At 35.3% G+C, this 24,125-nt stretch carries 26 protein-coding genes and 1 tRNA gene; 8 read left to right on the forward strand and 19 right to left on the reverse strand.

All coding sequences use genetic code 11. The annotated features are described in order from the left end of the window. The first annotated feature begins 5 nt into the window (after nucleotides 1-5). Complete coding sequence (locus tag AC6H33_RS09155; RefSeq protein ID WP_497604577.1) at nucleotides 6-575, forward strand: DedA family protein; 570 nt, start codon at nucleotides 6-8, stop codon at nucleotides 573-575. Here the strand turns inward: AC6H33_RS09155 and pckA are convergent. Further along, nucleotides 572-2,158, reverse strand: a complete 1,587-nt coding sequence (gene pckA / locus AC6H33_RS09160) for a phosphoenolpyruvate carboxykinase (ATP) (protein WP_497604578.1) — start codon at nucleotides 2,156-2,158, stop codon at nucleotides 572-574. The genes AC6H33_RS09155 and pckA overlap by 4 nt on opposite strands. 159 nt (nucleotides 2,159-2,317) lie before the next feature. Between pckA and AC6H33_RS09165 the strand changes: the two genes are divergently transcribed. Beyond that, a tRNA-Val gene (locus tag AC6H33_RS09165) sits at nucleotides 2,318-2,393 on the forward strand. A gap of 3 nt (nucleotides 2,394-2,396) precedes the next feature. On the opposite strand, the gene AC6H33_RS09170 is transcribed toward AC6H33_RS09165, so the two are convergent. After that, the gene (locus AC6H33_RS09170; RefSeq protein ID WP_497604579.1) at nucleotides 2,397-3,545 is read right to left on the reverse strand and encodes a BaiN/RdsA family NAD(P)/FAD-dependent oxidoreductase; all 1,149 of its coding nucleotides are present in this window, start codon (nucleotides 3,543-3,545) and stop codon (nucleotides 2,397-2,399) included. A 60-nt stretch (nucleotides 3,546-3,605) separates the two neighbouring features. Here AC6H33_RS09170 and rimO point away from each other — a divergent pair, with 60 nt between their 5' ends. Then, the gene (gene rimO, locus AC6H33_RS09175) at nucleotides 3,606-4,925 is read left to right on the forward strand and encodes a 30S ribosomal protein S12 methylthiotransferase RimO (RefSeq protein WP_497604580.1); all 1,320 of its coding nucleotides are present in this window, start codon (nucleotides 3,606-3,608) and stop codon (nucleotides 4,923-4,925) included. Then, nucleotides 4,912-5,910 carry a tRNA lysidine(34) synthetase TilS gene (gene tilS / locus AC6H33_RS09180; protein ID WP_497604581.1) on the forward strand — a complete coding sequence of 333 codons (999 nt, stop codon included), beginning with the start codon at nucleotides 4,912-4,914 and terminating at the stop codon, nucleotides 5,908-5,910. Before rimO ends, tilS begins: the two co-directional genes overlap by 14 nt. On the opposite strand, the gene AC6H33_RS09185 is transcribed toward tilS, so the two are convergent. Genes AC6H33_RS09185 through AC6H33_RS09220 form a run of 8 tightly spaced genes read right to left on the reverse strand, consistent with a single transcriptional unit; the run spans nucleotide 5,893 to nucleotide 11,405 of the window. After that, nucleotides 5,893-6,432 (reverse strand): hypothetical protein, encoded by a 540-nt coding sequence (locus AC6H33_RS09185; RefSeq protein WP_497604582.1) that lies wholly within the window; start codon nucleotides 6,430-6,432, stop codon nucleotides 5,893-5,895. The two genes, tilS and AC6H33_RS09185, sit on opposite strands and share 18 nt — an antisense overlap. Next, complete coding sequence (locus tag AC6H33_RS09190) at nucleotides 6,422-6,973, reverse strand: hypothetical protein (protein WP_497604583.1); 552 nt, start codon at nucleotides 6,971-6,973, stop codon at nucleotides 6,422-6,424. Before AC6H33_RS09190 ends, AC6H33_RS09185 begins: the two co-directional genes overlap by 11 nt. After that, nucleotides 6,974-7,969 (reverse strand): DUF8569 domain-containing protein, encoded by a 996-nt coding sequence (locus AC6H33_RS09195; RefSeq protein WP_497604584.1) that lies wholly within the window; start codon nucleotides 7,967-7,969, stop codon nucleotides 6,974-6,976. Next, the gene (locus AC6H33_RS09200; RefSeq protein WP_497604585.1) at nucleotides 7,966-8,805 is read right to left on the reverse strand and encodes a tyrosine-type recombinase/integrase; all 840 of its coding nucleotides are present in this window, start codon (nucleotides 8,803-8,805) and stop codon (nucleotides 7,966-7,968) included. Before AC6H33_RS09200 ends, AC6H33_RS09195 begins: the two co-directional genes overlap by 4 nt. Beyond that, nucleotides 8,783-9,241: a hypothetical protein gene (locus AC6H33_RS09205; protein WP_497604586.1), complete on the reverse strand. Its 459-nt coding sequence runs from the start codon at nucleotides 9,239-9,241 to the stop codon at nucleotides 8,783-8,785. The genes AC6H33_RS09200 and AC6H33_RS09205 overlap by 23 nt, the downstream gene beginning before the upstream one ends. Next, complete coding sequence (locus tag AC6H33_RS09210; protein ID WP_497604587.1) at nucleotides 9,231-9,854, reverse strand: lysophospholipid acyltransferase family protein; 624 nt, start codon at nucleotides 9,852-9,854, stop codon at nucleotides 9,231-9,233. The genes AC6H33_RS09205 and AC6H33_RS09210 overlap by 11 nt, the downstream gene beginning before the upstream one ends. Beyond that, nucleotides 9,847-11,145, reverse strand: a complete 1,299-nt coding sequence (miaB, locus tag AC6H33_RS09215) for a tRNA (N6-isopentenyl adenosine(37)-C2)-methylthiotransferase MiaB (RefSeq protein ID WP_497604588.1) — start codon at nucleotides 11,143-11,145, stop codon at nucleotides 9,847-9,849. The genes AC6H33_RS09210 and miaB overlap by 8 nt, the downstream gene beginning before the upstream one ends. A gap of 14 nt (nucleotides 11,146-11,159) precedes the next feature. Further along, nucleotides 11,160-11,405, reverse strand: coding sequence for an HP0268 family nuclease (locus AC6H33_RS09220; protein WP_497604589.1), 246 nt, complete (start codon nucleotides 11,403-11,405; stop codon nucleotides 11,160-11,162). A 172-nt stretch (nucleotides 11,406-11,577) separates the two neighbouring features. On the opposite strand from AC6H33_RS09220, the gene nusA reads away from it, so the two are divergent. Further along, nucleotides 11,578-12,720, forward strand: coding sequence for a transcription termination factor NusA (gene nusA / locus AC6H33_RS09225; protein WP_497604590.1), 1,143 nt, complete (start codon nucleotides 11,578-11,580; stop codon nucleotides 12,718-12,720). Between the two features lie 130 nt (nucleotides 12,721-12,850). Here the strand turns inward: nusA and AC6H33_RS09230 are convergent, their stop codons facing one another. Continuing rightward, nucleotides 12,851-13,810, reverse strand: a complete 960-nt coding sequence (locus AC6H33_RS09230) for an ABC transporter permease (protein WP_497604591.1) — start codon at nucleotides 13,808-13,810, stop codon at nucleotides 12,851-12,853. An 82-nt stretch (nucleotides 13,811-13,892) separates the two neighbouring features. Then, complete coding sequence (locus AC6H33_RS09235) at nucleotides 13,893-15,263, reverse strand: OprD family porin (protein ID WP_497604592.1); 1,371 nt, start codon at nucleotides 15,261-15,263, stop codon at nucleotides 13,893-13,895. Between the two features lie 138 nt (nucleotides 15,264-15,401). Here AC6H33_RS09235 and AC6H33_RS09240 point away from each other — a divergent pair, with 138 nt between their 5' ends. Beyond that, on the forward strand, nucleotides 15,402-15,866 hold the full coding sequence (locus AC6H33_RS09240; RefSeq protein ID WP_497604593.1) for a hypothetical protein: 465 nt from the start codon (nucleotides 15,402-15,404) through the stop codon (nucleotides 15,864-15,866). A 2-nt stretch (nucleotides 15,867-15,868) separates the two neighbouring features. Here the strand turns inward: AC6H33_RS09240 and AC6H33_RS09245 are convergent, their stop codons facing one another. The 5 genes from AC6H33_RS09245 to gap all read right to left on the reverse strand — a co-directional run bounded on the left by AC6H33_RS09245 (nucleotide 15,869) and on the right by gap (nucleotide 20,429). Then, nucleotides 15,869-16,534, reverse strand: a complete 666-nt coding sequence (locus AC6H33_RS09245; protein ID WP_497604594.1) for a TorF family putative porin — start codon at nucleotides 16,532-16,534, stop codon at nucleotides 15,869-15,871. 141 nt (nucleotides 16,535-16,675) lie between these two features. Further along, nucleotides 16,676-17,491: an enoyl-ACP reductase FabI gene (gene fabI, locus AC6H33_RS09250; protein ID WP_497604595.1), complete on the reverse strand. Its 816-nt coding sequence runs from the start codon at nucleotides 17,489-17,491 to the stop codon at nucleotides 16,676-16,678. A 14-nt stretch (nucleotides 17,492-17,505) separates the two neighbouring features. Next, nucleotides 17,506-18,219: a triose-phosphate isomerase gene (locus AC6H33_RS09255; protein ID WP_497604596.1), complete on the reverse strand. Its 714-nt coding sequence runs from the start codon at nucleotides 18,217-18,219 to the stop codon at nucleotides 17,506-17,508. Between the two features lie 3 nt (nucleotides 18,220-18,222). Then, nucleotides 18,223-19,422 (reverse strand): phosphoglycerate kinase, encoded by a 1,200-nt coding sequence (locus tag AC6H33_RS09260; RefSeq protein ID WP_497604597.1) that lies wholly within the window; start codon nucleotides 19,420-19,422, stop codon nucleotides 18,223-18,225. Between the two features lie 8 nt (nucleotides 19,423-19,430). Next, nucleotides 19,431-20,429, reverse strand: coding sequence for a type I glyceraldehyde-3-phosphate dehydrogenase (gap, locus tag AC6H33_RS09265; RefSeq protein ID WP_497604598.1), 999 nt, complete (start codon nucleotides 20,427-20,429; stop codon nucleotides 19,431-19,433). 66 nt (nucleotides 20,430-20,495) lie between these two features. Here gap and nadD point away from each other — a divergent pair, with 66 nt between their 5' ends. Then, complete coding sequence (nadD, locus tag AC6H33_RS09270; RefSeq protein ID WP_497604599.1) at nucleotides 20,496-21,044, forward strand: nicotinate (nicotinamide) nucleotide adenylyltransferase; 549 nt, start codon at nucleotides 20,496-20,498, stop codon at nucleotides 21,042-21,044. Next, entirely contained in the window at nucleotides 21,029-21,364 is a 336-nt protein-coding gene (rsfS, locus tag AC6H33_RS09275) for a ribosome silencing factor (RefSeq protein WP_497604600.1), read from the forward strand. The genes nadD and rsfS overlap by 16 nt, the downstream gene beginning before the upstream one ends. Nucleotides 21,365-21,404: 40 nt before the next feature. On the opposite strand, the gene mltF is transcribed toward rsfS, so the two are convergent. Next, entirely contained in the window at nucleotides 21,405-22,808 is a 1,404-nt protein-coding gene (gene mltF / locus AC6H33_RS09280) for a membrane-bound lytic murein transglycosylase MltF (RefSeq protein WP_497604601.1), read from the reverse strand. A 35-nt stretch (nucleotides 22,809-22,843) separates the two neighbouring features. Then, entirely contained in the window at nucleotides 22,844-24,118 is a 1,275-nt protein-coding gene (locus tag AC6H33_RS09285) for an ArsS family sensor histidine kinase (protein ID WP_497604602.1), read from the reverse strand. Nucleotides 24,119-24,125: the final 7 nt, after the last annotated feature.

The following is a 24,125-nucleotide window of genomic DNA, read 5'->3' on the forward strand; positions in this document are numbered from 1 at the left end:
GACACATGGAAGATACATTTAGTAATTTAGCAACATACGGATATATAGGGCTTTTCTTATACTCACTTGGTGGTGGCTTTGTAGCAATTATCGCTGCTGGAGTTATGTCATTTATGGGAAAGATGGATTTAACTCTCTCAATTTCAATTGCCTTTATAGCAAATGCACTTGGAGATTTTTTACTCTTTTACATGGCAAGATACCAAAAAAGTATGATGATGGAAGGACTTAGAAAACATAGAAGAAAATTAGCACTTGCACATATCATGATGAAGAAAAATGGCTCGTGGATAATACTAATTCAAAAATTTGTTTATGGCATTAAAACACTTATCCCAATTGCGATAGGACTTACAAAATATGAGTTTAAAAAGTTTGCAATTTTAAATATTTTAAGTGCTGGAGTTTGGGCTCTGATTTTTGGTCTTGGAAGCTACTATTCTGGTAGTTTTTTAATGGGCATCGCAGAGACTATAACTGAAAAACCTTGGATAGCTCCGATTATATTGGTAGTTTTTGGTGGGGCGTTATGGTTATATATGACGCAGGCGACTAAGAAAAAGAAGAGAGCTTAACTCTCTATCTTTGGTCCTGCTGCTGAATAGTCAAAAGCGCTATTTGCGACTTGATATTTCTTGAAATTTTCACTAAACATACCTGCCAACATATCTCTTGTTTTATCAAATGCCTCTTTATCACTCCATGCGTTGCGAGGATTTAAAATTTCTGGATTTATATTTCCAAGAGTTTTTGGAACTTGAAGCTTGAACGTTTTGGTAGTATCAAATTCACTATCTTGAATACTGCCATCTAAGATAGCATTGATACAAGCACGAGTATCTTTTATACTCATTCTCTTACCGACACCATACCCTCCGCCTGTCCAACCAGTATTTACAAGATAGACATTGACATTATGCTTGTCTATTTTTTCGCCTAAGAGCTTGGCATACACCGTTGGATGTAGTGGCAAAAAAGCCTCTCCAAAACATGAGCTAAACGTTGCAACTGGCTTTGTTATTCCACGTTCTGTTCCAGCAACCTTTGCAGTATAACCGCTTAAAAAGTAGTACATAGCTTGTTCACGAGTAAGTTTTGAAACAGGAGGAAGAACACCAAATGCATCCGCACTTAAGAAGATTATATTTTCAGGATGTCCTGCGCTTAAAGAGACCTCATGGTTTTTTATATGTTCTATCGGATAAGAGACTCTAGTATTTTCTGTTTTACTTCCATCATTGTAGTCAACTACGCCATCGTCATCTAAGACAACATTTTCAAGAAGTGCGCCAGATTTTATAGCATTATAAATTTCAGGTTCGTTATTGCCATCTAAATTAATAACTTTTGCATAACATCCGCCTTCAAAGTTAAAGACACCGTTGTCATCCCAGCCGTGTTCATCATCTCCGATTAGTTTTCTGTGAGGGTCTGTTGAGAGAGTAGTTTTTCCTGTGCCGCTTAGACCAAAGAAAAGTGCTGTATCTCCTCTCTTGCCAACATTCGCTGAACAGTGCATAGGAAGTTTGTTCTCAAGTGGTAACCAGTAGTTCATCATTGAAAAAATTCCTTTTTTCAACTCACCGCCATACCAAGTGCCACCAATTATAGATAGATTGTTTTCAATATCAAAAAGAACAAAAACTTCAGAATTAAGCCCATGTTCCTTCCATTTGTCATTAACAGCTTTACATGCATTTAAGACTGTAAACTGCGGTTTAAACTCTTTTAATTCAGACTCAGTAGGACGAATAAACATATTTTTTACAAAGTGTGCCTGCCAAGCTATCTCTGTAACAAAACGAATTGAGCGCTTAGAATCAACACTAGCACCACTATAAACATCTGTTACATACAAATCTTTTCCAGAGAGTTGCTCTTTTGCAACCTCTAATAATTCCTTGAAAATTTCTTCGCTTACTTTTTGGTTTACATCGCCCCAAGCGATATATTTGTTTGAAAGATCTCTGTCTACAAAATATTTATCTTTAGGACTACGTCCAGTAAATACTCCAGTATCTACAGCAGTAGCACCCTTTGTTGTAAGAGTACACTCTTTATTTTCAATTTCATGTTTGATTAACTCATCATAACTGAGGTTGTGATAAATCTTACCAACACCCCTTAAACCTATCTCTTCTAACTCGGTTAAGTTCATAACTTGCCTTATTGTACTTTTTAAATATGGACGAAATTATACACTTAATATACCTAAATTAAAAGTAAATATCGGGGTCGTTATATAAATTTAATAACTTCTTATGTGCCAAAATGTAGAAAAATTAGTTTAAGTATTTTTTGATAGAATTCCAATCTCGCTCGCATAACTCAGTTGGTAGAGTGTTACCTCGACAAGGTAAAAGTCACTGGTTCGAGTCCAGTTGTGAGCACCACGTCTAACCTTCATTTATCCCTTTTGCACAAACAACTGCACTGCTAAAAGCCCACTGAAAATTGTATCCGCCAAGCTCTCCTGTGACATCAACGACCTCGCCTATGAAGTACAAATCCTTTACATGTAAAGACTCCAAAGTAAATGGATTCAGCTCATCAGTCATGACTCCGCCGCGACAAACCTCAGCCTTGGAAAAACCAAAATTTCCAGCTGGTGCAAACTCATAGTTATGTATTTTTTGTAACTTCTGTTTTATATCTGCCGTTATTTTTTTACACTCGACATCTTCTACATGTAAAGCCTCAAGCAGAGCTTTTGATAATCTCTTTGGCAGAGGAATAACTGAGCTTAGTAACTTTTTGCTATCTTTTATAAGTTCTAAAATATCACTCTTGGGCAGAAAATCTATCGCCATACTCCCCTTTTGCCAATACAGCGAAGCAGACAAAACAGCAGGTCCACTTATACCTTTGTGTGCGAAAAGAAGCTCCTCTTTTAAAGTTTTATCCGCCACTTTTATATGTACATAACAGCTAAGTCCGCTTAACTCTTTCATCCAAAATTGCTCTTTTTGAATGGTTAATCCCACAAGTGCAGGAGTGAACTCTTTTGTCTTAATATCAAAACTCTTTGCAACACTAAGCCCGATATCACTTGCACCTAGAGCTGCATAACTTTTAGCACCAGTTGCGACTACAACTATCTTAGCTTTTAAAATATCTTTTGAAGTTTTTACTTCAAAGAGTTTATCTTTTTTACTCACTTGCAAAATGTCTCTGTTTAAAAGTATCTCGGCATAGTCTGTATCTCTCTTTAGGATATCTATAATCTCATCAGAGGATTTTTTGCAAAAGTAGTAGCGATTTTTGCGTAGCTCAGGCTCTACACCTCTTACATACAGAAAGTCAAGCAAATCACTTTTAGAAAAACTCTCTAGCGATGCGGATACAAAATCATAATCTCCATCATAGTTGTTTGCGGTTACTTCTGTATTTGTAATATTGCACTTTCCACCGCCAGAGACTTTGAGTTTTTGAGCGATTTTGCTGTTACAATCAACGATAGCAACACTAAAATTTTTATCTAAATTTGCGGCGCACATAAGCCCACTTGCACCTGCTCCTAGAATTAAAACATCATATATTTTCATGGCAAAATTATACTTTACGCTCCCTTTAGATATAATACAAAAAAATTTAAAGTAGAATTAATGGGCAATAAACTCCACATCGTATCTCTTGGATGCACAAAAAACCTAGTCGATACTGAAGTTATGATGGGTAAACTTCAAAACTTCACACTAACAGACAATCAAGAAGAAGCAGATGTTATCATCGTAAATACTTGTGGCTTTATAGATGCAGCAAAACAGGAGTCGATAAATACCGTACTTAACCTTCATGATGCGCGCAAAGAGGACTCTGTTTTGGTTATGGCGGGATGTTTGAGCGAGAGATATAAAGAGGAGTTGGCTAAAGACATGCCTGAGGTTGACATCTTTACGGGTGTGGGCGATTATGACAAGATAGATGAGCTTTTGGTTGAGAAAAAGAGCAGATTTTCTGAAGCTGTTTACCTTATCGATGGCGCTGAGCGTGTGGTTACTGGCTCAACTTATCACGCTTACATAAAACTCTCAGAGGGGTGTAACCAGACATGTAGTTTTTGTGCTATCCCATCTTTTAAAGGCAAGTTAAATTCAAGAACTCTTGACTCGATTGCAAAAGAAGTTGAAGGTCTTGTTAAAAAAGGGTATTGGGATTTCTCATTTGTCTCACAAGATTCAAGCTCATACCTAAGAGACCAAAATGTAAAAGACGGACTTAGTCTGCTTATACAGAGAATCGAGCTGATAGAGGGCGTAAAGAGTGCGAGAATCCTCTATCTATACCCATCAACTACATCTATGACACTTCTTAAAAATATAGCAAAAAGTGAAGTTTTTCATAACTACTTTGATATGCCGATTCAACATATAAATGATGATATGTTACGCATAATGAAAAGAGGTTTTGGTAAAAAACAGACTCTAGAGCTTTTAGAGTTTATGAAGTCTCTTCCTAACTCATTTTTACGCACAAGCTTTATCGTAGGGCATCCGCAGGAGAGTGAAGCAATGTTTGATGAGATGTGTGAGTTTGCTTCATCGTTTGGGTTTGACCGCATAAATGTATTTGCTTATTCAGACGAAGAGACAACACCAGCTCATGAGATGAGTGATAAAATTCCAGCAAAAGTTATCAACAAAAGAGCTGATATATTAGGCAAAATTGCTTTAAAAGTGATGGAAAAATCTCTAAAGAACGAGATAGACAAAGAGACTCAAATTGTTATAGACAAAGAGAGTGATGAGCATGAGTATCTACTAAGTTCTAGAAAAGCCATCTGGGCTCCAGACATCGACGGAGAGATTTATGTCAATGACAGAACTGGTGATGATGAGCTTAGTTTTGGAACTATATATATTGCAGAAATAACCGACATTGTTGGAAATATCCTAACTGCAACAGCAAAGAATGCTTCAAAATAAAATCCTCTCATATCTGAGAGGCAAAAAAAACCTCTTAGCATTTTCAGGTGGAGCGGATTCTACTGCTCTATTTCATCTACTTATAAAACATAAAATCTCATTTGATATTGCTACTGTGAACTATGGCTTGAGAGAGCAGAGCAAGCAAGAAGTTGCTTATGCAAAAGAGTTGGCACAAGAGCATAACATACTCTCTTATGTACTTGATGCGCCAAAGATAGAGCAAAACTTTGAATCAAAGGCTAGAGAGATAAGATATGAATTTTTCTCAAATCTTTGTACTTCACATGGCTATGAAAACCTTTTAACGGCTCACCATCTTGGAGATAGGTTTGAATGGATGCTTATGCAGTTTTGCAAAGGTGCTGGATGCGCTGAACTCTCAGGAATGCAAAGCATTCAAGAGAGAGGCTATTACACTCTCATTCGCCCTCTTTTACATCTGGACAAACAAGAACTTATAAAGTATCTAAATGAGATAAACGCTCTTTATTTTGAAGATGAGAGCAACTCAGATGAGGATATAAAACGAAACTACTTTAGACATAATCATGCTACACCTCTATTAAAAAAATATCTTGAGGGAATCAAAAAAAGTTTTACTTATTTGGATGAAGACAGAGACACTCTTATAGAAGAAGCTAATATAAAAAAAATAGATCTGTTTGCCTACTTCAAACGTTTACAAACTCAAAGAAGCAATATCTTTACAATAGATAAATATCTAAAATCACAACTTTATATGCTAAGCGCAAATGAGAGAGAGCTCTTAAGAGAGAAAGATACTCTAGTTGTTGGGCGAAAATTTGTTATCAACCAGAGTAAAGAGTTTGTGTTTATCGCTCCATATATTACAAGAGTAGTAATGAGCAGTGAGTTTAAAGAGGAGTGTAGAGTTTTAAAAATAGAGCCAAAACTCCGCAACTACCTCTATGAAAATCAAGAAGCTTTTTTAAAAATCAAAGCGTTACTTAGTAGTGTTTAAATCACTCTTATTGTTATAAACTTTCATAGTAAAAGATGATTTTATCATCTCACCATCTCTTTTAAAGTTTATAGGAAAATTAACAGAAATTATCCAGTCACTTTTATTTAGAGAGTCCAAAAAATTATAAAAACTTTTAGGTGAACTAATTTCAGAAGTAGTATTTACTTCATACACACTAAAACCATCTTCCTCTTCAAGCATGTTTAACTTTGAAACATTTAAAGAGCTGAAAAATGTTCTATGCTGCTTTATAAATCTATCTGAATTAAATTCACTATCAAACGCCTCTATTGCATGAAGGTTTTCACTGCGCAGCTTTTGAAGAATAATCTCTTTCTCAAGAGCAAAATCACTTAATTGTTTTAACTCTAAGTTCTCTATAGAGAGCTCGCTTCTTTTAATTCTGTACTCTTTGCCCTCTGGAATTAAAACTGCAAACGAGAAAACTAAAACAAAAACAAGTAAAAAAAATGATACTGCTAAAAGATAGATACTTTGTCGTGAAAAATTAATCTTCATTATCTAAATCCTGATTTTTGTTTTCTTCTTTATCTTCTTCTTTATCTATATAATTTGTTGATACAAAACGAAGCCAACCATTCTTATCAGGATAAAAACTGCTGTATGTTCTGTGAAATATTGAGCGCAGTGGAGCTTGAAGCATAAAATTATAAACATCTTTATTTGGAGTTATTCCATACAGCACAAGCCCATCTTCCATAATTTTAGCTTCAGAGAGCGTTATTCTATTTGGTACTAAATCAAAAAGATTAGTTATACTCTCTTTTAAAACACTGTTCTTAGTAAAAATCTTCTCAGATAAAAGAGCCTCTTTATCAATTTTTTCTATCTCTTGGTTCATTCTTTTTATATTTTCATTAAGAGTTGCGCGTTGTTCATTTATCTCAGACAAATCTTTATCAAACCTATAATCTTTAAAAAGTAAAAATCCGTATGTAAGAAAAAGCATAAAAACACTCACGCTAAAAAAAGTCAAAAGAAGCTGCACATCTTTTGTGAAAACTGTTTTAGTCCTAGGTTTAATATAACTATATTTCATCTATATCTCTGCCTTTGCCATATCACAAAGAGCACCACCAAGATCTATTTTTCTCACAAATACGCTTAAAAATATCTCCTCTTCAAGATAATTTTTAAGATCCCCGCTTGCTCCAACACCGTCTGCAATATATATAGTTTCAATAAACTGACTTTTATATTTTGGGTCTTTATAAAAAGTACTTAAAGCCCTTTGAATCAGCGTGTACCTTTGATAATCTTCATTAAATCCGCTATCCGAGGTACTTTCATCAACTCTATTTAACTCTTGAGTTTCTACATTATCAGAGAATTCATCTATTGAACTTCCATCATCTAAATCTTCAATATTTGTAAAATCATCAAACCCAGAAGAGTCATCTTCAATAGTAATCTCTTCCAAATCTATTCCATCGACGATTTCATCTTCCGCATACAAATGTGTATCTATCAAAACATCTTCACTATCTTTATTTACCTTCATACTTAAGTGCTCTGCGTAAAGTAATTTAGAATTTTCAAATATTGTAAATGAGAGCGAGTTACTCTCAAGTAAAACAAAAATAGAGAGAGTATTGTCTATCTTGTCTTTAAAAAAATTAGCTAAAAGCGCGAAAGGAGAGAAAACAAAATCAATACCGATACTTCTATAATCATGTTTAGTTGCTTCTAAATCATACTCTGATGTATAAAATGCCCACTCTTTTGAATAGCACTTATACTCAGAAGAGTTTATGTCACAATACCTAGCCATTTCATTAGCAATACAAGTAGGAACAGCCCCTTGCAGAGACGATTTATCTAAGACGGAAATATAAAAAAATGGGGACACTTTACAGTAAGCACTAATAAATTCATGCATTTTAGAGTTCATTGCAATTGTCTCGAAAGATTTGTGAACGCTCTGTTCTACTCTTTTGTTTGAACAAACTTCAACATATACTACTGTTTGCAAACTCTCAACAACAATATTTATAAAAACCTTTGTATATAAAGATTCTAAAAGTTTGCTAATCATGACTCTTTAACTCCGCAGAGTGGATGAGCCATGTTATAGTTTTGTTGTTTCAATGCACTGCCCAATTTAGTATATATTTGTGTCGTAGCCATAGATGAGTGTCCAAGCAACTCACTAACATCTGCAATAGGAGCACTACCATTTAATAGCTGTGATGCAAAAGAGTGACGAAGTTGATGAGGAGAAACTTTCAATCCAACCCTTCTAAAGACTTTTATGACGATATATCTTAGACTGTTTTCGCTTAATTTTTCGCCATTTTTTTCAAAAACAAACTTTTTATGCACTGATTTGCTTAAATACTCATCTAGTAATTTTTTACTCTGTTCTAAGAGCGGTATATCTCTTTGTTTAGAGCCTTTACCGATAACTCGAACCCACTCTTTTGAGACATCTTTTAGTTCCAATGATTCTAGTTCAGAGATTCTAAGTCCAAGTGTATAAAGAAGAGTAACTACTACCCTCTCTTCTAGTTCAGCAAAGCTAAGTGCCTCGATGATGTGCGCATGAGATATAGGTTTTGGCAATGTTTTTGCAACTTTTATACTATCATCACCCTTCAATATAACTCTCATCTCATTGTCATTTAGATACTCTGTAAATGAGCGGATTGCACTTAGTTTTTTGCTAATTGTTTTTGAATTTAGTGATGAAATTTTAATTCGGTATGGCATAAGATTTAAGAGAATATGGCTTTTCTCTTCTACAATTTCTATATGTTGCAGAGCCTCAGCTATAGACTCATCATAGCTTTTTATAGTTAAGTCAGAATAGCCTCTAATATCTTGGAGATATTTTAGAAACTCTCTTTGCTTAGTTTTTATTAACTTTTTCAAGAAGCTTCTCAAATTTACTATAAAACTGTGCAGACTCTTTTATCAAGGCTTCGTCAGTTACTACACTAGGAGCCAACTTTACATACGCACTAATCATAACATTAGATATCATTCTTATTTTTGCTCTATCAGCATCAGATATATTCTCATGTGTTGCTATCTCATCAATTATGAGCATATATTTTTTTGCGTCTTTAATATAAGCAACATATTTTAATGATGTTTGGGATTGTGTCATAACTGTAGCTGCCATTCTATTGTATACATCCAAACTAAATGCCTCTTTTGCTAAAGAATAGGCTTTTTCATACTCTGCGATTTCATAGTAATACTTTGCTTTTAGAGATTTTTCATAAGATGGATTTACAAAAAAATAAATTGCCATGATAAAGAGCAACAAAATTGCAACAGCTGGTATAAAAAGTCTATTTTTCATGTTTTAAAAGCCCCTCTTTTATCAAGTTTTTTGCGCTTACAACATCCATGCCACTCACATCAATAGGAGCAGTAGCATAGTAATTTAATACGCCAAATGGCTTTGGGATAGTAAACTTATCCCAGCTATTTAACTGCCAGTATTTTGTTGGTTCCATCTTTACTAAAACTATTTTTGCCTTTGTCTTTTGTGCTATTGCGATTACACCATCTGCAACTTCATGACGAGGGCCTTTTGGGCCATCTGGTGTTATTCCTATATCGTAACCATCTTTTATCGCACTAATTCCTTGTATCAAAACTCTAGTTGCGTTTCTATTGGTTGATCCTGCAATAGTTCCTAACCCAAAATATTTTATTGTTTTTGAGATTAACATTCCATCAAAATGACTTGAAATTAAAACTTTTGCATGAGGGATTTTTCTGTACTTTGCGTATAAATAGGGAAGCATCAAAAGTTCTCCATGCCAGCATGCAAAGATTATAGGTTCATCGGATACACTATATGGTGAGTGAAATTTTTTTTTGTTAGTAGCGTAAAGAAGTCTGATAAGAAGAGAGGCGATAAAAGGAACGACTAGAAGTGCTAGGGCACGAAATAGTTTTTTAGCCAACTATTTCTCCGCTTAGTGTGCTTCTTCCAATCTCTGTTATCTTTACGTCTCTAAACTCTCCAAGAAGCTCATCGGAGCCTTTTACTTTTACAAACATATTATTATCGCTTCTTCCGCTCACATAGTAGTTTTGATTTAACTCTTCAAAATAGACACGATATATTTTTCCAAGATGAGTTTTACCTTTTTTATCTAGTATCTCAACAGACAAGTTTTGCAGAGTAGTAAGTCTACTTGACGCCACATCTTCATCGATTGTGTTTGTAAAATTTTCAGCCTCTGTTTCAGGACGAGCAGAGTACTTAAATGAAAAAATTTGATCAAACTCTACTTCTCTCATGATTGAAAGAGAATCTTCAAAATCCTCATCACTCTCACCTGGAAATGCAACGATTATATCTGTGCTTATGCTAACATCAGGAGACATACTTCTTAGCTTTTGAACTCTATTTAAGAACCACTCTCTTGAGTAGCCTCTTTTCATATCTTTGAGCACTTTTGTCGAACCGCTTTGAAGAGGCATATGTATTGATTTACAGATTTTAGGATTTGAGGCAAACTCCTCTATAAACTCATCATCCATATGAAATGGGTGTGGAGAAGTAAAACGGATTCTCTCTAAGGAGTCAATCTTGCTGAGGCGACGAAGTAACTCGCTAAAGTTTATATCTTCATGCTCACCTGAGAAACGGCGACCATAATTGTTTACATTTTGTCCCAAAAGAAAAACTTCTTTAGCTCCACGCTCTACAGCTTTTTGTGCTTCACGTAAAATAAGCTCTGTTGGAATTGATATCTCTTCTCCACGAGTTTTTGGAACTATGCAGTATGTACAAGACTTATCGCAACCGATTGAGATATTTATATACGCTTTATATGGAGATGTTCTAAAATCATTAAAAGCAAATTCGCTCTCGTCGTAGTTTATATCTATTTCTACTGCTCTTTCTTTATGTAAAACTTCACTTATTTTAGATACATTTCTTGCACCCAAAACAAAGTTTACATAGGGTGCTCTTTTAATTATCTCTGTTCCTAGATGTGAAGCTGTACAGCCACAAACACCTATCTTAGCACCCTCTTTTTTCTTTTTATTGAAAACGCCTAGCTCTGAGAATAATTTTGACACAGGCTTTTCTCTAACTGAACAAGTGTTAATGATAATCAAATCAGCACTTGAGAGATCATCCGTAACCTCATAGCCCTCTTTTTCTCTTAGTTCTGCAATCATATGCTCACTGTCACGTGAGTTCATTGCACAACCTAGAGTTTCAATAAAAAGCTTCTTCATATCTTGCACTGTTTTTAGTTAATTATATGGACTTGGTACATATATTCGCCATCAGAGAGTCCGTATTTAACTTCATTCATATAAAAGCTTTTTCCTTTTGCCTCAAAGTAATCTTGAAGTTCTAGTAAATCTTTATGTGAATTTTCTCTATCAAAATAGAAAATTACACTCTCATCTTTTTCAACAGCTGCTTCAATTTTTGCCAATTCCGCTTTTTTTGGCTTTGCTGTAATATCAGTTCTTGCAAATTTTAAATCCATTTTTTATCCTTTTTTTTAACGCTATATTTTCTTGCATTATAGTTAAACTCTACTAAAAATCGCATTAAAGATGATTTTATGCTATTTTGGTATAATGTCGCTCTCCATAAGAACTCCCTTATATTTTTTAGCACTGTTTTTTATGAGATAACCCTTAATCAAGGATACAATAATGGAAAAAATTTTAGATATAGTTGAAGCAATTGCCAATGAAAAAGGGCTCAAATCTGAGAAGGTTAAAGAGGCACTAAAAACAGCATTTATACAAACAGCAAAAAGAGTAATTAACTCAAAATTTGCTTTTGAAGCGGTTATTAATAGTCAAACAAAAACTCTTGATATTATTCAAACAATTACAGTTGTTTCAGATAATGATGAGAGATTAAAAGATGAGGAGATTGCACCTGCATATATCTCTATCACAGAAGCAAGAGAGTATGACGATCAAGTAGAATTAGACGATCAGCTTCAAATTCCACATGACTTAGAAGAGTATGGAAGAACTGCTGCATCTCAACTTCATAGAGAGATTGAATACCACATCCAAAGAGTTATAGAAGATGAGATTTTCAATAAATATAAATCAAAAATTGGCTCTCTTGTAAATGGCAGAGTCACAAGAGTTGACAATCAAAACTCTACATATATCGAGATAGATGAAATTCGTGCAGTTCTGCCTATGAAAAGCCGTATAAAAGGGGAAGTTTTCAAAGTTGGAGACCACTTAAAAGCAGTAGTTAGACGCGTAGATATGAATAAGGAAAATGGTATTCAAATCGAACTTTCACGTACTTCTCCTAAGTTTTTGGAAGAACTTTTAGCACTAGAAGTACCAGAGATAGCAGATGGAACTGTAATCGTAGAAAGAAGTGCTCGTATACCTGGCGAGAGAGCAAAAATCGCACTCTTTAGCACACATCCACAAGTTGATGCCGTTGGTGCTACTGTCGGCGTTAAAGGTGTTCGTATCAATGCTGTTAGCCAAGAGTTAATCGGTGAAAATATAGATTGTATTGAGTATACAACTATTCCAGAGCTATTTATCTCTAGAGTTATGAGCCCTGCTATCATCTCAACAGTTGAGATTGTAAAAGACGAAAATGGAGAAGCTCAAAAAGCTATCATCACTTTACCAGCAGACCAAAAATCAAAAGCAATAGGTAAAAATGGTATAAATATTCGTCTTGCTTCTATGCTTAGCGGATTAAATATTGAACTTATCGAGAGCGATGCCAAAGCATCTCAAATGAACGATATGCAAGAGCCAAAAGAGCAAAAAGAGGGTGTTGACGCACTTCAAGCGTTGTTTAGCTGATTTAAAACACTTTCTGAGCAAAGCCCACAAAGGTGGCAGGGACAATTGTCCCTACCACCACCTAATATGAGAAATTATTGACACTCTTTATCTTTCTAAAATTACTTATTTCTCAATCAAAATATAAAAGTTAGTTTCTCTTCATGTACGGATTTAATTTTAGGAGTATGACATCTGCCACCATATTTCCAACTAACGTTAAAAATGCAGTAATCATCAAAGTCCCCATAATGATAGGATAATCACGGCTCATAGCGCTCATATAAAAAAGTTGTCCCATACCTTCAATTCCAAAAATAGACTCTAAAATCACACTTCCTCCTATAAGTCCTGGCAACGAAAGACCAAGAAGAGTAACAATGGGAGGCAGAAGGTTTGGAAGTATGTAGTAGCGCAATAAGTCCTTTTTTGCCAACCCCCTAGAAAGTGCAAAGTAATAGTAATCGCTCTTTAGTATCTCAAGTGTAAGTGAACGGATATAGATTATCATACTTCCAAGTCCTACAAATATCATCACTCCAACTGGTAAAACTAAGTGCCAAGCCATATCAAGATAGTAACTTATGCCTACTTTTGGCTCTATTGAATGTAACCCTGCAATTGGAAAAATATTTAACGTTATAGAGAAAAATATGATAAAAAGCAGTGCAAGATAAAACGATGGCATAGAAAAAGAGATTAATGAGATTTGACGGATTATATAATCACTCTTTTTATCATGATTAATGGCCGCTTTAACTCCAAGATAAAGAGATAGAGCAAAAACACTAAAGAGTGCTGTTATGTTCATAATCAAAGTAATTGGCAGACGTTTTAATATCTCGCTTGTCACATCTTGTCCACTAACGAAAGAGATACCAAAATTTAGTCTTGAGATATTTAAAATCCAATCCAAATATTGAATATGTAATGGCTTATCAAGCCCATAAACAGCCTTTAGTGCGTTGATGGCTTCTGGTGTCATGTTTGGGTTTAACTCTCCCGCTCCAAAAAAGCTGTTCGGTGCTGCGTGAATCGCCAAAAAAGAGATAAGTGAGATAAGAAAAAGCATAAATAATATATAAAGTATTTTTTTGAGAAACTGTTTCATGGGAAGGATTATACCAAAAAGAGGGTGTTAAGTGATAAAAGCTTAACACCCTCATAGAGAGAAAAGAGGAGTTGAGAGTATGTTAGAAATTATATGTTAGATATACTTGAACATCTGTTGTTTTAACATCATTAGCAGGTGCAACTGCATCCTCCAAATCACCAAATATAAGCCCTAAAGAAGTATCTAGTGGTCCAAATGATTTAGAAGCCACTAAAGCTATCTCTCTCATCTCTTTATCTACGGTAACAGTTTTAATATCTGCATTATAGTAACCTGCAAGTAATGAAACATCACCAGCTACTTTAGTCTCAGCACTTAAAGAGTAAGACTCAGCACCTACGGCTGAAACATATCCGTAATTCCACCACATTTCAGTATAAAGTTTTGATTGACCACCAAGTGTAGCAACAGAACCTGTAGCAGTGTTTGCAACACCTAATATACCATCATCAGAGACATCAGAATACGCTGCCTTAAATGTTGCAACATCTTTCATGGCATAACCAACCATCGCTGCCCATGCACTTGTATCTTTTGTATCAACACCGATAACACCTGTTGTACCGCCTATATTTGCTCTTTTGTCTAGGTCAGTGTTTGCATACTGTACACCAATTAACAAGCCCTCAACTAATGAACATTTGATATCAGCTTGTAACCAATATGCTTGAGCTAAATCAACCATATCATAGTACCATGCTTGGAATGTTAGTGGTTTAAATGAGTTGTTAATAGCACCAAACGCATAAGTGCCTTGTGTCCCAAATGTTGAGAATGTTCCATCTGCTGCAACATAACCTGCCGCTGTTGCACTCATATCATTTAGGTTTCCTACAGTTTGAGTAATCCCATTAAATGGTGCTAATCCTAATTCTCTAGCACTTGTTCTATCATCTGCACTACCGTTTGATTTTCCTATGAAAGTTGCAACTAATGTAGTATCTGGTAGTGATTGATTTATTAAAACACCTGCTTCAAAAGTATTTCTGTCAACACCCCAAGTTTCAGTAAATGCTAAAGGAGTATCAAGTGACTGACGACCAATCTTTAATGTTGTATCAAAAGCAGTTCCAGCTAACCAAGCCTCATCAAACCACATAGCACTATCAACTTGTGCACCACCTGCAAAACTTGCACCAGTTGAACCACTTGCTGTATGTGCATTTGACCAAACACGATCAACTAAATTATGCTCAACACCTAATGTTGTCACAATTTGTGTACCCACACCAGCTGAGATACCTTTTGTTAAATCTGTTGTCAAATCAAGACGAGCAGAAAAGTTTGTATAGCCAGACTCTTTTGTAAATAGATTTGGTGCATTATCTGCATCTGAATCTTGTGTACCGTAATACAGTTTTGCATCACCAGATACTTTTGTATTTTCAATTGCAAAAGCAGTTGAACCAATTAGCATTGCTGCTATTAAACTTAATTTTGTAATCTTCATTTTCATTCTCCTAAACTTAATATTGTCAACATAGTGTCATATAGTCTTTTAATTTAAGCTTAATTTATAAATAGTTTTTTATTTTTTCTATAAGTTAACAAAATAATTGTATATAATTGTGTCATGAAAACACCAATTATGACATTATTTGCAGCTTTGCTGCTTGTTTCGTGTGCGAAAGTGGATGGTGCAAATCCATCTCAAAACAGAGCATTAAATGCTATTTCAGGAAAAAAAGAGAGTGGCAACAGTGGCTTTATGCAACAAAAGTTAGACAGGTGGCTTACCGAGGAGTGGTCGCCTATAGTAGAGGGAACAACAGCGCCAAGTGGCGAAACATCAGTAAAAATTGTCCCAAAGGAGAATGGCACTTCTGAACTTGTAGATGTTAAAACGGGGGCACTTTTGAAAAAAATGGATAAAGAGGAGACAAAAAGGCAACAGGAACTCCAAGCAAAATACCAAGACGAGGAGAGACCTTTTACACTTCAAGAGTATATAGATAAGATGGAGCGCTACAACAACGTAACGAGTTCTGATGCCCAAAACTCACATGTTGGTAAAATGAACGCTATGCCAGTAATTGGCACAGCGACAAGATAGGGCTAAAACTTAAAGCTAAGTGTAGCGACGACATTCTCTTCGTCTGCACTTGAGTCTGTATCGTGGCTAAAATCGATGTATGCCACGCTTACGTCAAACTTCTCAAACGATTTGCTAAGACCCAACAAGTAGTAATCGCCTATGTCGTTATAGCTGCCGTAAGTTGCTTTGAAACCAACCTCATAAGGCAGGATAGAAGAGGTAATGCCAACTTCATAGTAATCCTCTGGGTCAAGCTCATCAGTCTCTACGCCTTTGTAGTATTTCGCATTAACGCCAAATTTTTCCCACTCTTTGCTTATGCCGACATACGCTTCACCAAAGTTGTACTCATCTGACATATTTGGATAGACATACTGAATGTAGCCCAAATCATAACCGATTCCCGCAACTTCGCCCTTATAGCCTCCGTACAAATCCGCTTCCATAGAGTTTTTGCCATCTCCAAACTCTACGTTTGAGCCCCAAAAGCCAGCATAGATGCCTTTGTAGTCCAAATCAACTCCACCTTGAATGGCAGGTGAATCTTTTGTCTGCGTCATACCTCTCCAGACATAGTTGCTTGTAAATGCCACATTTGCACTCATATTGAGACCCGATTTTTGCTCATCTCCAAACGCTAAAGTTGCAAGCAAAGCAGTTACTAGACTTAATTTTAGAAGTTTCATGTTCTATCCTTTTTTTGTAATTGCGATATTATTGCACATGAATGAGGTTGATGTTTAAAAAAATGGATTAAAAATTAAGCAGTAAGTAGAGGAAAATTTGGCTTCTCTTAAGAGAAGCCAAATATAAGTTACGGTTGCGTTTTACTTCACATCCCAAGAGAGAACAGTTTTACCGTCCCTCTCTTCAGCGGCAGCCATCCCCATGATATTGTATCCAGCATCGACATAGTGAACTTCGCCAGTTACGCCTGAAGCTAAATCGCTAAGCAGATACATAGCAGAGTTGCCCACCTGCTCTGTTGTCACGTTTTTCTTCAGCGGTGCGTTGATCTCATTCCAGTTAAGTATCTGTTTGAAGTCGCCGATGCCCGCTGCTGCAAGAGTACGAATCGGTCCTGCTGAGATAGCGTTAACACGCTGTCCTTTGTTTCCAAGCTCAACCGCCATGTAGCGTACTGTTGATTCAAGTGCGGCCTTTGCAACACCCATAACATTGTAGTTTACTATATATTTTGGTCCACCAAGATAAGAGAGCGTAAGGATAGAAGCATCATCACTTAAAACTGATTCTAAGCGATTTGTTAAATCAATAAGAGAGTAAACAGATATATCCATAGCGATAGCAAATGCGCTCTTTGTAGTCTTCATAAAAGGCTCACTAAGCGCCTCTTTTGGAGCAAATGCAACAGAGTGAACTAAAAAGTCTATCTTGCCAAAATCTTTTTCAATCAAACCAGCGATATTTTGCATATGCTCTTCATTTGAAACATCAAGCTCATACACTTTATCACTACCAAAACTTTGTGCTAGTGGCTCTACTCTTTTTTTAAGTGCATCATTTAAGTATGTAAAAGCTAACTCTGCTCCTTGTTCATGACACGCTTTTGCTATTCCATACGCTATTGATTTATCGTTTGCAAGACCTACTATTAAACCTCTTTTGCCCTTCATTACCATCACTCTCTCCTTTATTATTTATTTTTTTCTAAATTTTGTGCGTGCTCACACATTGTACAAAAGTGCTCTGCGTACAAGGCAGCACTTCCAACTAAAACTCCATCAACTTCATCCAGTGCCAAAAACTCTTCTATATTTGTAACTTTTACACTTCCTCCATAAAGAAGTGGTGCTATTGACTTTGACTTTAACTCTTTATGTACTATTTTTATATCTTCAAGCGTTGGAGTAAGACCTGTTCCTATTGCCCAAACAGGCTCATAAGCAATGATGAGATTCTCATAAGATGTATCGATACCAACGTATTGCTTTGAGATATACTCCATCATCTTCTCATGCCCCATCTCTCGGACATCTAAAGGCTCACCAACACAGTAGATTATTTTAAATCCAAGATTTTTATAAAAATTAAACTTCTCTATAAGTGACTCTTGAGTCTCACCTATAACATGACGTCTTTCACTATGTCCAATTAAAATAGTTTTTATACCAAACTCTTCTAACTGCTCATATCCAATCTCGCCAGTAAACGCTCCGTTAATCGCAGGATAAGCATTTTGGGTGCCAACAACTACATTGGATGTGCTACTCATTAAATTAGAAATTGCAGGAAAAACAAAAACTTCTTGAGAGATTTTGTGTTGATTTAAAAAAAGTTCTACCTCTTTTATATATTTAGCAGTTTTTTCTCTTGTTAAATTTGTTTTTAGATTTGCTGCAATTATCATAAGTTAATCCTCTTTTCTTATTAAAGATGCCACACCTGGTAAAATTTTGCCCTCAAGAAGTTCCAAAGAAGCTCCTCCTCCTGTTGAGATAAATGTCATCTCATCATCAACACCTATTCTTTGAACCAAGTCGGCAGTATCTCCGCCACCTACAATCGTTGTAGCATAGCTATCGGCTACAAAGTGTGCTATTTTGTTTGAACCACGAGCAAATTTATCCATCTCATAAACGCCCATTGGACCATTCCAAAGAACTGTTTGAACATCACTTAAAACTTCCCCATAAAGTCTTACAGTTGCAGGTCCAATATCAAGTCCCATCCAGCCAGATGGAATCTCTTGATATGAGACGATTCTGCTTATCGCATCTTCTGAGAATTTATCAGCCGCTACAACATCTACTGGAAGATAAAATTTAACTCCTAGTTTTTTCGCCTCTTCCATAATTCGCCCAGCTTCTTCTAGCAAATCATCTTCAACAAGTGAAGCGCCTATATCGTAGCCTAGTTTTTTTAAAAATGTAAATGCCATTCCTCCGCCAATAAGAACTTTATCTACTCGTGGAAGTAAGTTTATAAGGGCTTCTAGTTTTCCAGAAACTTTACTGCCACCCACAATTGCAGCAAATGGACGTACTGGATTTTGTATTATTTTTCCTAAAAAGTCTATCTCTTTTTGAAGTAAAAATCCTGCTGCTTTATGCTTGTCATCAAAAAAATGTGTAATTCCCTCAACAGAAGCATGAGCACGATGACTCACTCCAAAAGCATCATTGATATAAAAATCTGCCATTGATGCCAATTTTTTTGATAACTCTTTGTCATTTTTTGTCTCGCCTGCTTCATAACGCAGGTTTTCTAGCATTAAAACCTCGCCAGATTTAAGCTTAGATGCTTTATCAAGTGCATCATCTCCAACAACATCTGCCGAGAGTTCAACTTCTCTTTTTAACAAATGGTGCATTCTTCTAGCTACTGGAATAAGTGAATATTTAGAAACTACCTGCCCCTCTGGACGTCCAAGGTGAGATGCTAAAATAACTGCGCAGTTTTGATCGAGGCAATAGTTGATTGTAGATATAGCTGAACGAATTCGTCTATCATCAGAGATATTTCCAAACTCATCCATAGGCACGTTAAAATCACATCTAATAAAGACTTTTTTACCTGCCAAATCTAGATTTTTAATATTTAAAAGTTCCAAAATCTCTCCTATTTACTAATATATAGTGCCATATCTAAGAGTCTTGTAGAGTAACCCCACTCATTGTCATACCAAGCCATAACTTTTACCATATCGCCATCGATAACCTGAGTCAAATCCTCTGCAACGATAGAACTATACTCACATCCAACAAAATCCTGAGAAACTCTCATCTCTTTATCCATTAAAACTATTCCTTTTAATGAACCATCAGCAGCTTTGTTAAATACGGCTGTAACCTCTTCTTTTGTCGTTTTTCTCTTTACGATTACATTTAAATCAACCATAGAAACGTTAGGAGTTGGAACACGAACACTTTGCCCGTGAAGTTTGCCTTTTAGTTGTGGAAGAACTAGGCCGATAGCCTTTGCTGCACCTGTTGTAGTTGGAATCATATTTATTGCTCCAGCACGTGCTCTGCGCTTATCTTTTGAGTGTTTAACATCTAATATATTTTGATCATTTGTGTATGAGTGGATAGTTGTCATAAGACCTTTTTCTATCCCAAAAGCATCATCTAAAATTTTTGCTATTGGTCCCAAACAGTTTGTAGTACACGAAGCATTTGAAACAATGCTCTCGCCTTTATAAAGATGCTCATTTACACCAATAACAAATGTTGGCGTATCATCTTTTGCTGGAGCAGAAAAAAGAACTTTTTTAATGCCATTGTCAATATGAACTTGAGCATCTATTTTACTTAAAAATACTCCTGTGCACTCTAAAACCATGTCTGCACCGCACTCGGCAAACTTTAGATTTTTTGGGTCTCTATCACTAAATACTCTAATTTTTTTGCCGTCAATAGTGATGTTTTCATCATCTATCTGTACAACTTCGCTCTTAAATGTTCCATGAACGGAGTCATTTTTAAGAAGATAGAGCATCATATCCATGCTTGCCATGTCATTTATTGCAACTATCTCTACATCATCTCTTGTTGCTGCAATTCGAGCTACACAGCGACCGATTCTACCAAATCCGTTAATTGCTATCTTTAGTGCCATCATATTTCCTAATTAAAATAAAAATTGGGCAATTTTACCTAAAGTTAGTTATAATTCGCTTTAAATATGGATACAATCGCACTTTTTGGTGGCTCATTTGACCCGCCACATATCGGTCACGAGGCTGTTATCAAGGCTTTAAAAAAATTTAAAGATATTGATAAAATTATAATAATGCCAACATTTTTAAATCCTTTTAAATCAGATTTTTATGCTCCTTCTTCTTTTAGATTGAAATGGCTAAAAGAGATTTTTAATGAAGAGACAAATGTTGAAATATCAGATTATGAAGTTTTACAAAATAGACAAGTTCCAACCATAGAGACAATCAAATACCTCTTGAAAAGTTATAATAAAATATATCTTGTAATAGGTGCCGATAATCTCGCCAAACTTAGTGAATGGAATAGTTACGATGAGTTAAATAAACTCGTTACTTTTGTAGTGGCCCAGAGAGATGGCATAGAGATTCCAAGTGAGTTTATAGTGCTCAAAGTTGATAATAAAACATCATCAACTCATCTAAGAGAGCAGATGGAACTCTCAAAACTGCCAAAAAAATGTGCAAAAGAGATATATGATTTTTATAAGGAAGAGCATTGCAAAATAGAATAGAGAAAATAACAGACGTTTTAGATAAAAATAAAGCAGAAAATATAGAGGTTTTTGATTTAAGAAATAAAAACTACTTTGTTGATTATGCGATTATCGCATCATCTCTTGGATCAAGACACACATCAGCTCTTTTAGACCACCTGAAAAATGGACTAAAACCAGCAGAAAAATTCAACGCTATTGATGAGAGCAGTGATTGGATTGTTGTGGATTTAGGTGATGTTCTAATACACATCATGACTCCAGAGTATAGAGTAAAGTATGATATGGAGAGTTTTTTAACTTCTTTATCTAATGGCAAAGAGGGTATGCCTCTTTAATAATTCCACTCTCTATGAGAAGTTTTCTTCTTGTAGAGTACTACTGCGTTGTAAGAAATACCTCAACATCATTTTTTTGTAAAATATCTCTGTAATCATAAATAGCATCTACATACTTCACAGCTTCACTACCTCTTGCATAACCATGTTTTAGAGTTTTATAGTATTTTTTCTGTGAAAGCAGTGGCAGAACTTTTTTCAAATCTGCCCAGCTATTTTGATTTAAACCAATCTGTTGTGCTAGTTTTTGAGCATCATTTACGTGTCCTAAACCGATATTGTAAGCAGCAAGAGCAAACTTTAGACGGTCTTCTCCAACAACATCTATGCTTATACTTTTTGTCATCTGATCAAGATGTTTTGCTCCGCCAAAAATACTCTCTTTTGGATCTACTCTATTTTGTACTCCAAGAAGAGCTGCTGTATCTTGTGTTAGCATCATAAGCCCTCTAACCCCTGTATAACTAACAGCATTTGGATTCCAATGTGACTCTTGATACGATAAAGCAGCGAGTACAGTATAAGCTATATCATACTGGAAAGCAGCTTCTTTAAAGTAGGGCTCATATATTGGTAATCTTGTTTTTATTCTTTTATAAAACATAACAGTATCATAGTAGTCAAAAAATAGAACGTAACTGTAGTAGTGGTCTTTAAGTCTAGCCATCTCTCCACTTTGATTGACTGTATTTAGCCAAGTATACATATCATCTTTTAGCATCTTAGAGTCTGTTGCCAAAATCCACGCTTGTTGTCTTCTGTTGCTTATATCAAATGCAAGAACGATATTTTTAAAGTAACGTTGGTTTAATGCGTATATATTTGAGTCTATAATTGTGCAATCAATCTCATGTGAATCGACTTGAGATATAAGCTCTTCTGTTGAGTACTCTGCCGTATAAGTGGCATTTATATCATATCCCTCTTTTTTTAGTCCTTCAATAGTTTCATTATAACTAGTGCCCTCACCCACGACTATATTTAAACCAGCGAGACTATCCGCGTCACTTGGAAATCTTCCATCCATAAGCATAGCTTTATGGCAAATGACCTGTTCTTGCGCTTCAAAATATGATGGTCCAAAATTAAACTTCTCTTCTCTCTGTGGTGTTTTTGTCAAGGAAGCAGAAGTTATGTGAATCTCTGGATTTTTACTAAGTTCCAGTGCTTCTTTGATGGTGTTTGCAGTGGTTATATTTAACTTTACACCTAAGTGATTTGCGTATGATTCTATTAAATCATATTCAAAACCCTTTGGTCCATCCGAGCCAATATAGTAGGTAGAAGGCGAGTTTAGAAGTACTACATTTAGCACACCGCCTTTTTTAATCTTTTTTAATGTACTCTCTTTTATCATCTTATATGCGTCATTATAAAGCGCATGTGTAATCCAGCCAAAAGTAAAGAAACTTATCGCAAAAAGTGCAACAGATCCTCTTTTCATATATTTTTTCATTGTAGTAGTTTATCTCTCAAAACTTATGCAAATATAAAACGATTTATCCCGTCTTCATACTCATGTGCAAGAACTTGATTGTGGGCTTTTAAGATAGAATCAACTAAATACAAGCCAAGTCCAAAACTATTTTTAGAAGGGTTATCTTTTGTAAAAGGCTCGATATAGTACCCAAGAGGATGAGCGATACACTCTCCTTTGCTCTCAAATGACAACTCACCATTTTTAATAAGAATCTTTACATGCGCATCGCTAGAATATTTTATACCATTGTCTATCATATTTTTTATAGCTGTTGTATATAGTCTATAATTTGCATTTATCTTATATGTCGCATCAACTTCAACGCTGATACTGCTTCGCTCAATCATCGCCATATCTATTGCGCCATCTATTATGTCAACAAGACGGTACTCTTTAAAATCTGTCTTATCGCCCATACATGTAACCTCTTCAATAAGGGCAAATTCGTTTACAAGGGATTCAAGACGCCCAAAAATAGAGCTAAATCTATCTTTTTGCTTTTGAGATTCAAGCATCTGAGTGGCAATCGTTCCTTTTGCAATAGGTGTTTTCAGCTCATGCATAATGTTTCTCAAAAAAAGAGTTCTGGATTCTAGTATGAGATTTATTTTTTCTCTTGTTGCTTCTAGCTCGTTTGCGACAAGTGCTATTTCATCGTGTCCATTTGCCTTAAAAGAGACATTCATATCTCCATCACCATAAAGTGCAATCTTTTTTCTAAGCCTTATAAGAGGTCTTAGTTTTCTTAAAATCAGCACAAATGATGCAGAAATAATAAAGATTATAACCAGATATGAGTAAGCAACATTCCAGTATTTATATGGTTTTAGCTCTTCGTCTAAAATAAGAACAGATGCATTTGATGATTGAATATAGAAATATATATTTCTATTAAACTCAAGCATAGTAGCTGTTAAATCTGTCACAACCTGCTTTGTATAAAAACCATTTCCAGAGAAAAGCAAAGAGGAGTTAACATTTTGAAAATCTTTTTTCTTTAAAGTTTTTGCATATTTTAAAACTATCTCTACATCTTTTTCATCTTTTTCTAAAACAAAATTATAGACTGCCAAATTTGCTTCAAGCATAATTTGAGAATCTGTTTTTTGTTGATGCTGTTGATATATTTGAGTGATAATAGCGTGTTTTGTGAATATACTATTTATGTAGTTTTGTTTGTTAAGTTGAAAAAATTTCCAAAATACAACACTCACACTCACTAAAGTAACAGTGAGCGCAAATAGAACAGTTATTAAGACGGCATGTTTGCGCAATGATTTA

This window comes from Sulfurimonas limnophila (genome assembly GCF_059705345.1).

What these genes read in the sequence shown, in the direction of transcription:
- AC6H33_RS09185 (WP_497604582.1), bottom strand. Translation starts at nt 6,432, where the DNA reads ATGAAGATTAATTTTTCACGACAAAGTATCTATCTTTTAGCAGTATCA.
- AC6H33_RS09205 (WP_497604586.1), bottom strand. Translation starts at nt 9,241, where the DNA reads ATGAAAAATAGACTTTTTATACCAGCTGTTGCAATTTTGTTGCTCTTT.
- AC6H33_RS09255 (WP_497604596.1), bottom strand. Translation starts at nt 18,219, where the DNA reads ATGATAATTGCAGCAAATCTAAAAACAAATTTAACAAGAGAAAAAACT.
- AC6H33_RS09195 (WP_497604584.1), bottom strand. Translation starts at nt 7,969, where the DNA reads ATGATTAGCAAACTTTTAGAATCTTTATATACAAAGGTTTTTATAAAT.
- pckA (WP_497604578.1), bottom strand. Translation starts at nt 2,158, where the DNA reads ATGAACTTAACCGAGTTAGAAGAGATAGGTTTAAGGGGTGTTGGTAAG.
- nadD (WP_497604599.1), top strand. Translation starts at nt 20,496, where the DNA reads ATGGATACAATCGCACTTTTTGGTGGCTCATTTGACCCGCCACATATC.
- AC6H33_RS09220 (WP_497604589.1), bottom strand. Translation starts at nt 11,405, where the DNA reads ATGGATTTAAAATTTGCAAGAACTGATATTACAGCAAAGCCAAAAAAA.
- tilS (WP_497604581.1), top strand. Translation starts at nt 4,912, where the DNA reads ATGCTTCAAAATAAAATCCTCTCATATCTGAGAGGCAAAAAAAACCTC.
- rimO (WP_497604580.1), top strand. Translation starts at nt 3,606, where the DNA reads ATGGGCAATAAACTCCACATCGTATCTCTTGGATGCACAAAAAACCTA.
- gap (WP_497604598.1), bottom strand. Translation starts at nt 20,429, where the DNA reads ATGGCACTAAAGATAGCAATTAACGGATTTGGTAGAATCGGTCGCTGT.
- mltF (WP_497604601.1), bottom strand. Translation starts at nt 22,808, where the DNA reads ATGAAAAGAGGATCTGTTGCACTTTTTGCGATAAGTTTCTTTACTTTT.
- AC6H33_RS09155 (WP_497604577.1), top strand. Translation starts at nt 6, where the DNA reads ATGGAAGATACATTTAGTAATTTAGCAACATACGGATATATAGGGCTT.
- miaB (WP_497604588.1), bottom strand. Translation starts at nt 11,145, where the DNA reads ATGAAGAAGCTTTTTATTGAAACTCTAGGTTGTGCAATGAACTCACGT.
- AC6H33_RS09245 (WP_497604594.1), bottom strand. Translation starts at nt 16,534, where the DNA reads ATGAAACTTCTAAAATTAAGTCTAGTAACTGCTTTGCTTGCAACTTTA.
- fabI (WP_497604595.1), bottom strand. Translation starts at nt 17,491, where the DNA reads ATGGTAATGAAGGGCAAAAGAGGTTTAATAGTAGGTCTTGCAAACGAT.
- nusA (WP_497604590.1), top strand. Translation starts at nt 11,578, where the DNA reads ATGGAAAAAATTTTAGATATAGTTGAAGCAATTGCCAATGAAAAAGGG.
- AC6H33_RS09235 (WP_497604592.1), bottom strand. Translation starts at nt 15,263, where the DNA reads ATGAAGATTACAAAATTAAGTTTAATAGCAGCAATGCTAATTGGTTCA.
- AC6H33_RS09190 (WP_497604583.1), bottom strand. Translation starts at nt 6,973, where the DNA reads ATGAAATATAGTTATATTAAACCTAGGACTAAAACAGTTTTCACAAAA.
- AC6H33_RS09170 (WP_497604579.1), bottom strand. Translation starts at nt 3,545, where the DNA reads ATGAAAATATATGATGTTTTAATTCTAGGAGCAGGTGCAAGTGGGCTT.
- AC6H33_RS09240 (WP_497604593.1), top strand. Translation starts at nt 15,402, where the DNA reads ATGACATTATTTGCAGCTTTGCTGCTTGTTTCGTGTGCGAAAGTGGAT.
- AC6H33_RS09230 (WP_497604591.1), bottom strand. Translation starts at nt 13,810, where the DNA reads ATGAAACAGTTTCTCAAAAAAATACTTTATATATTATTTATGCTTTTT.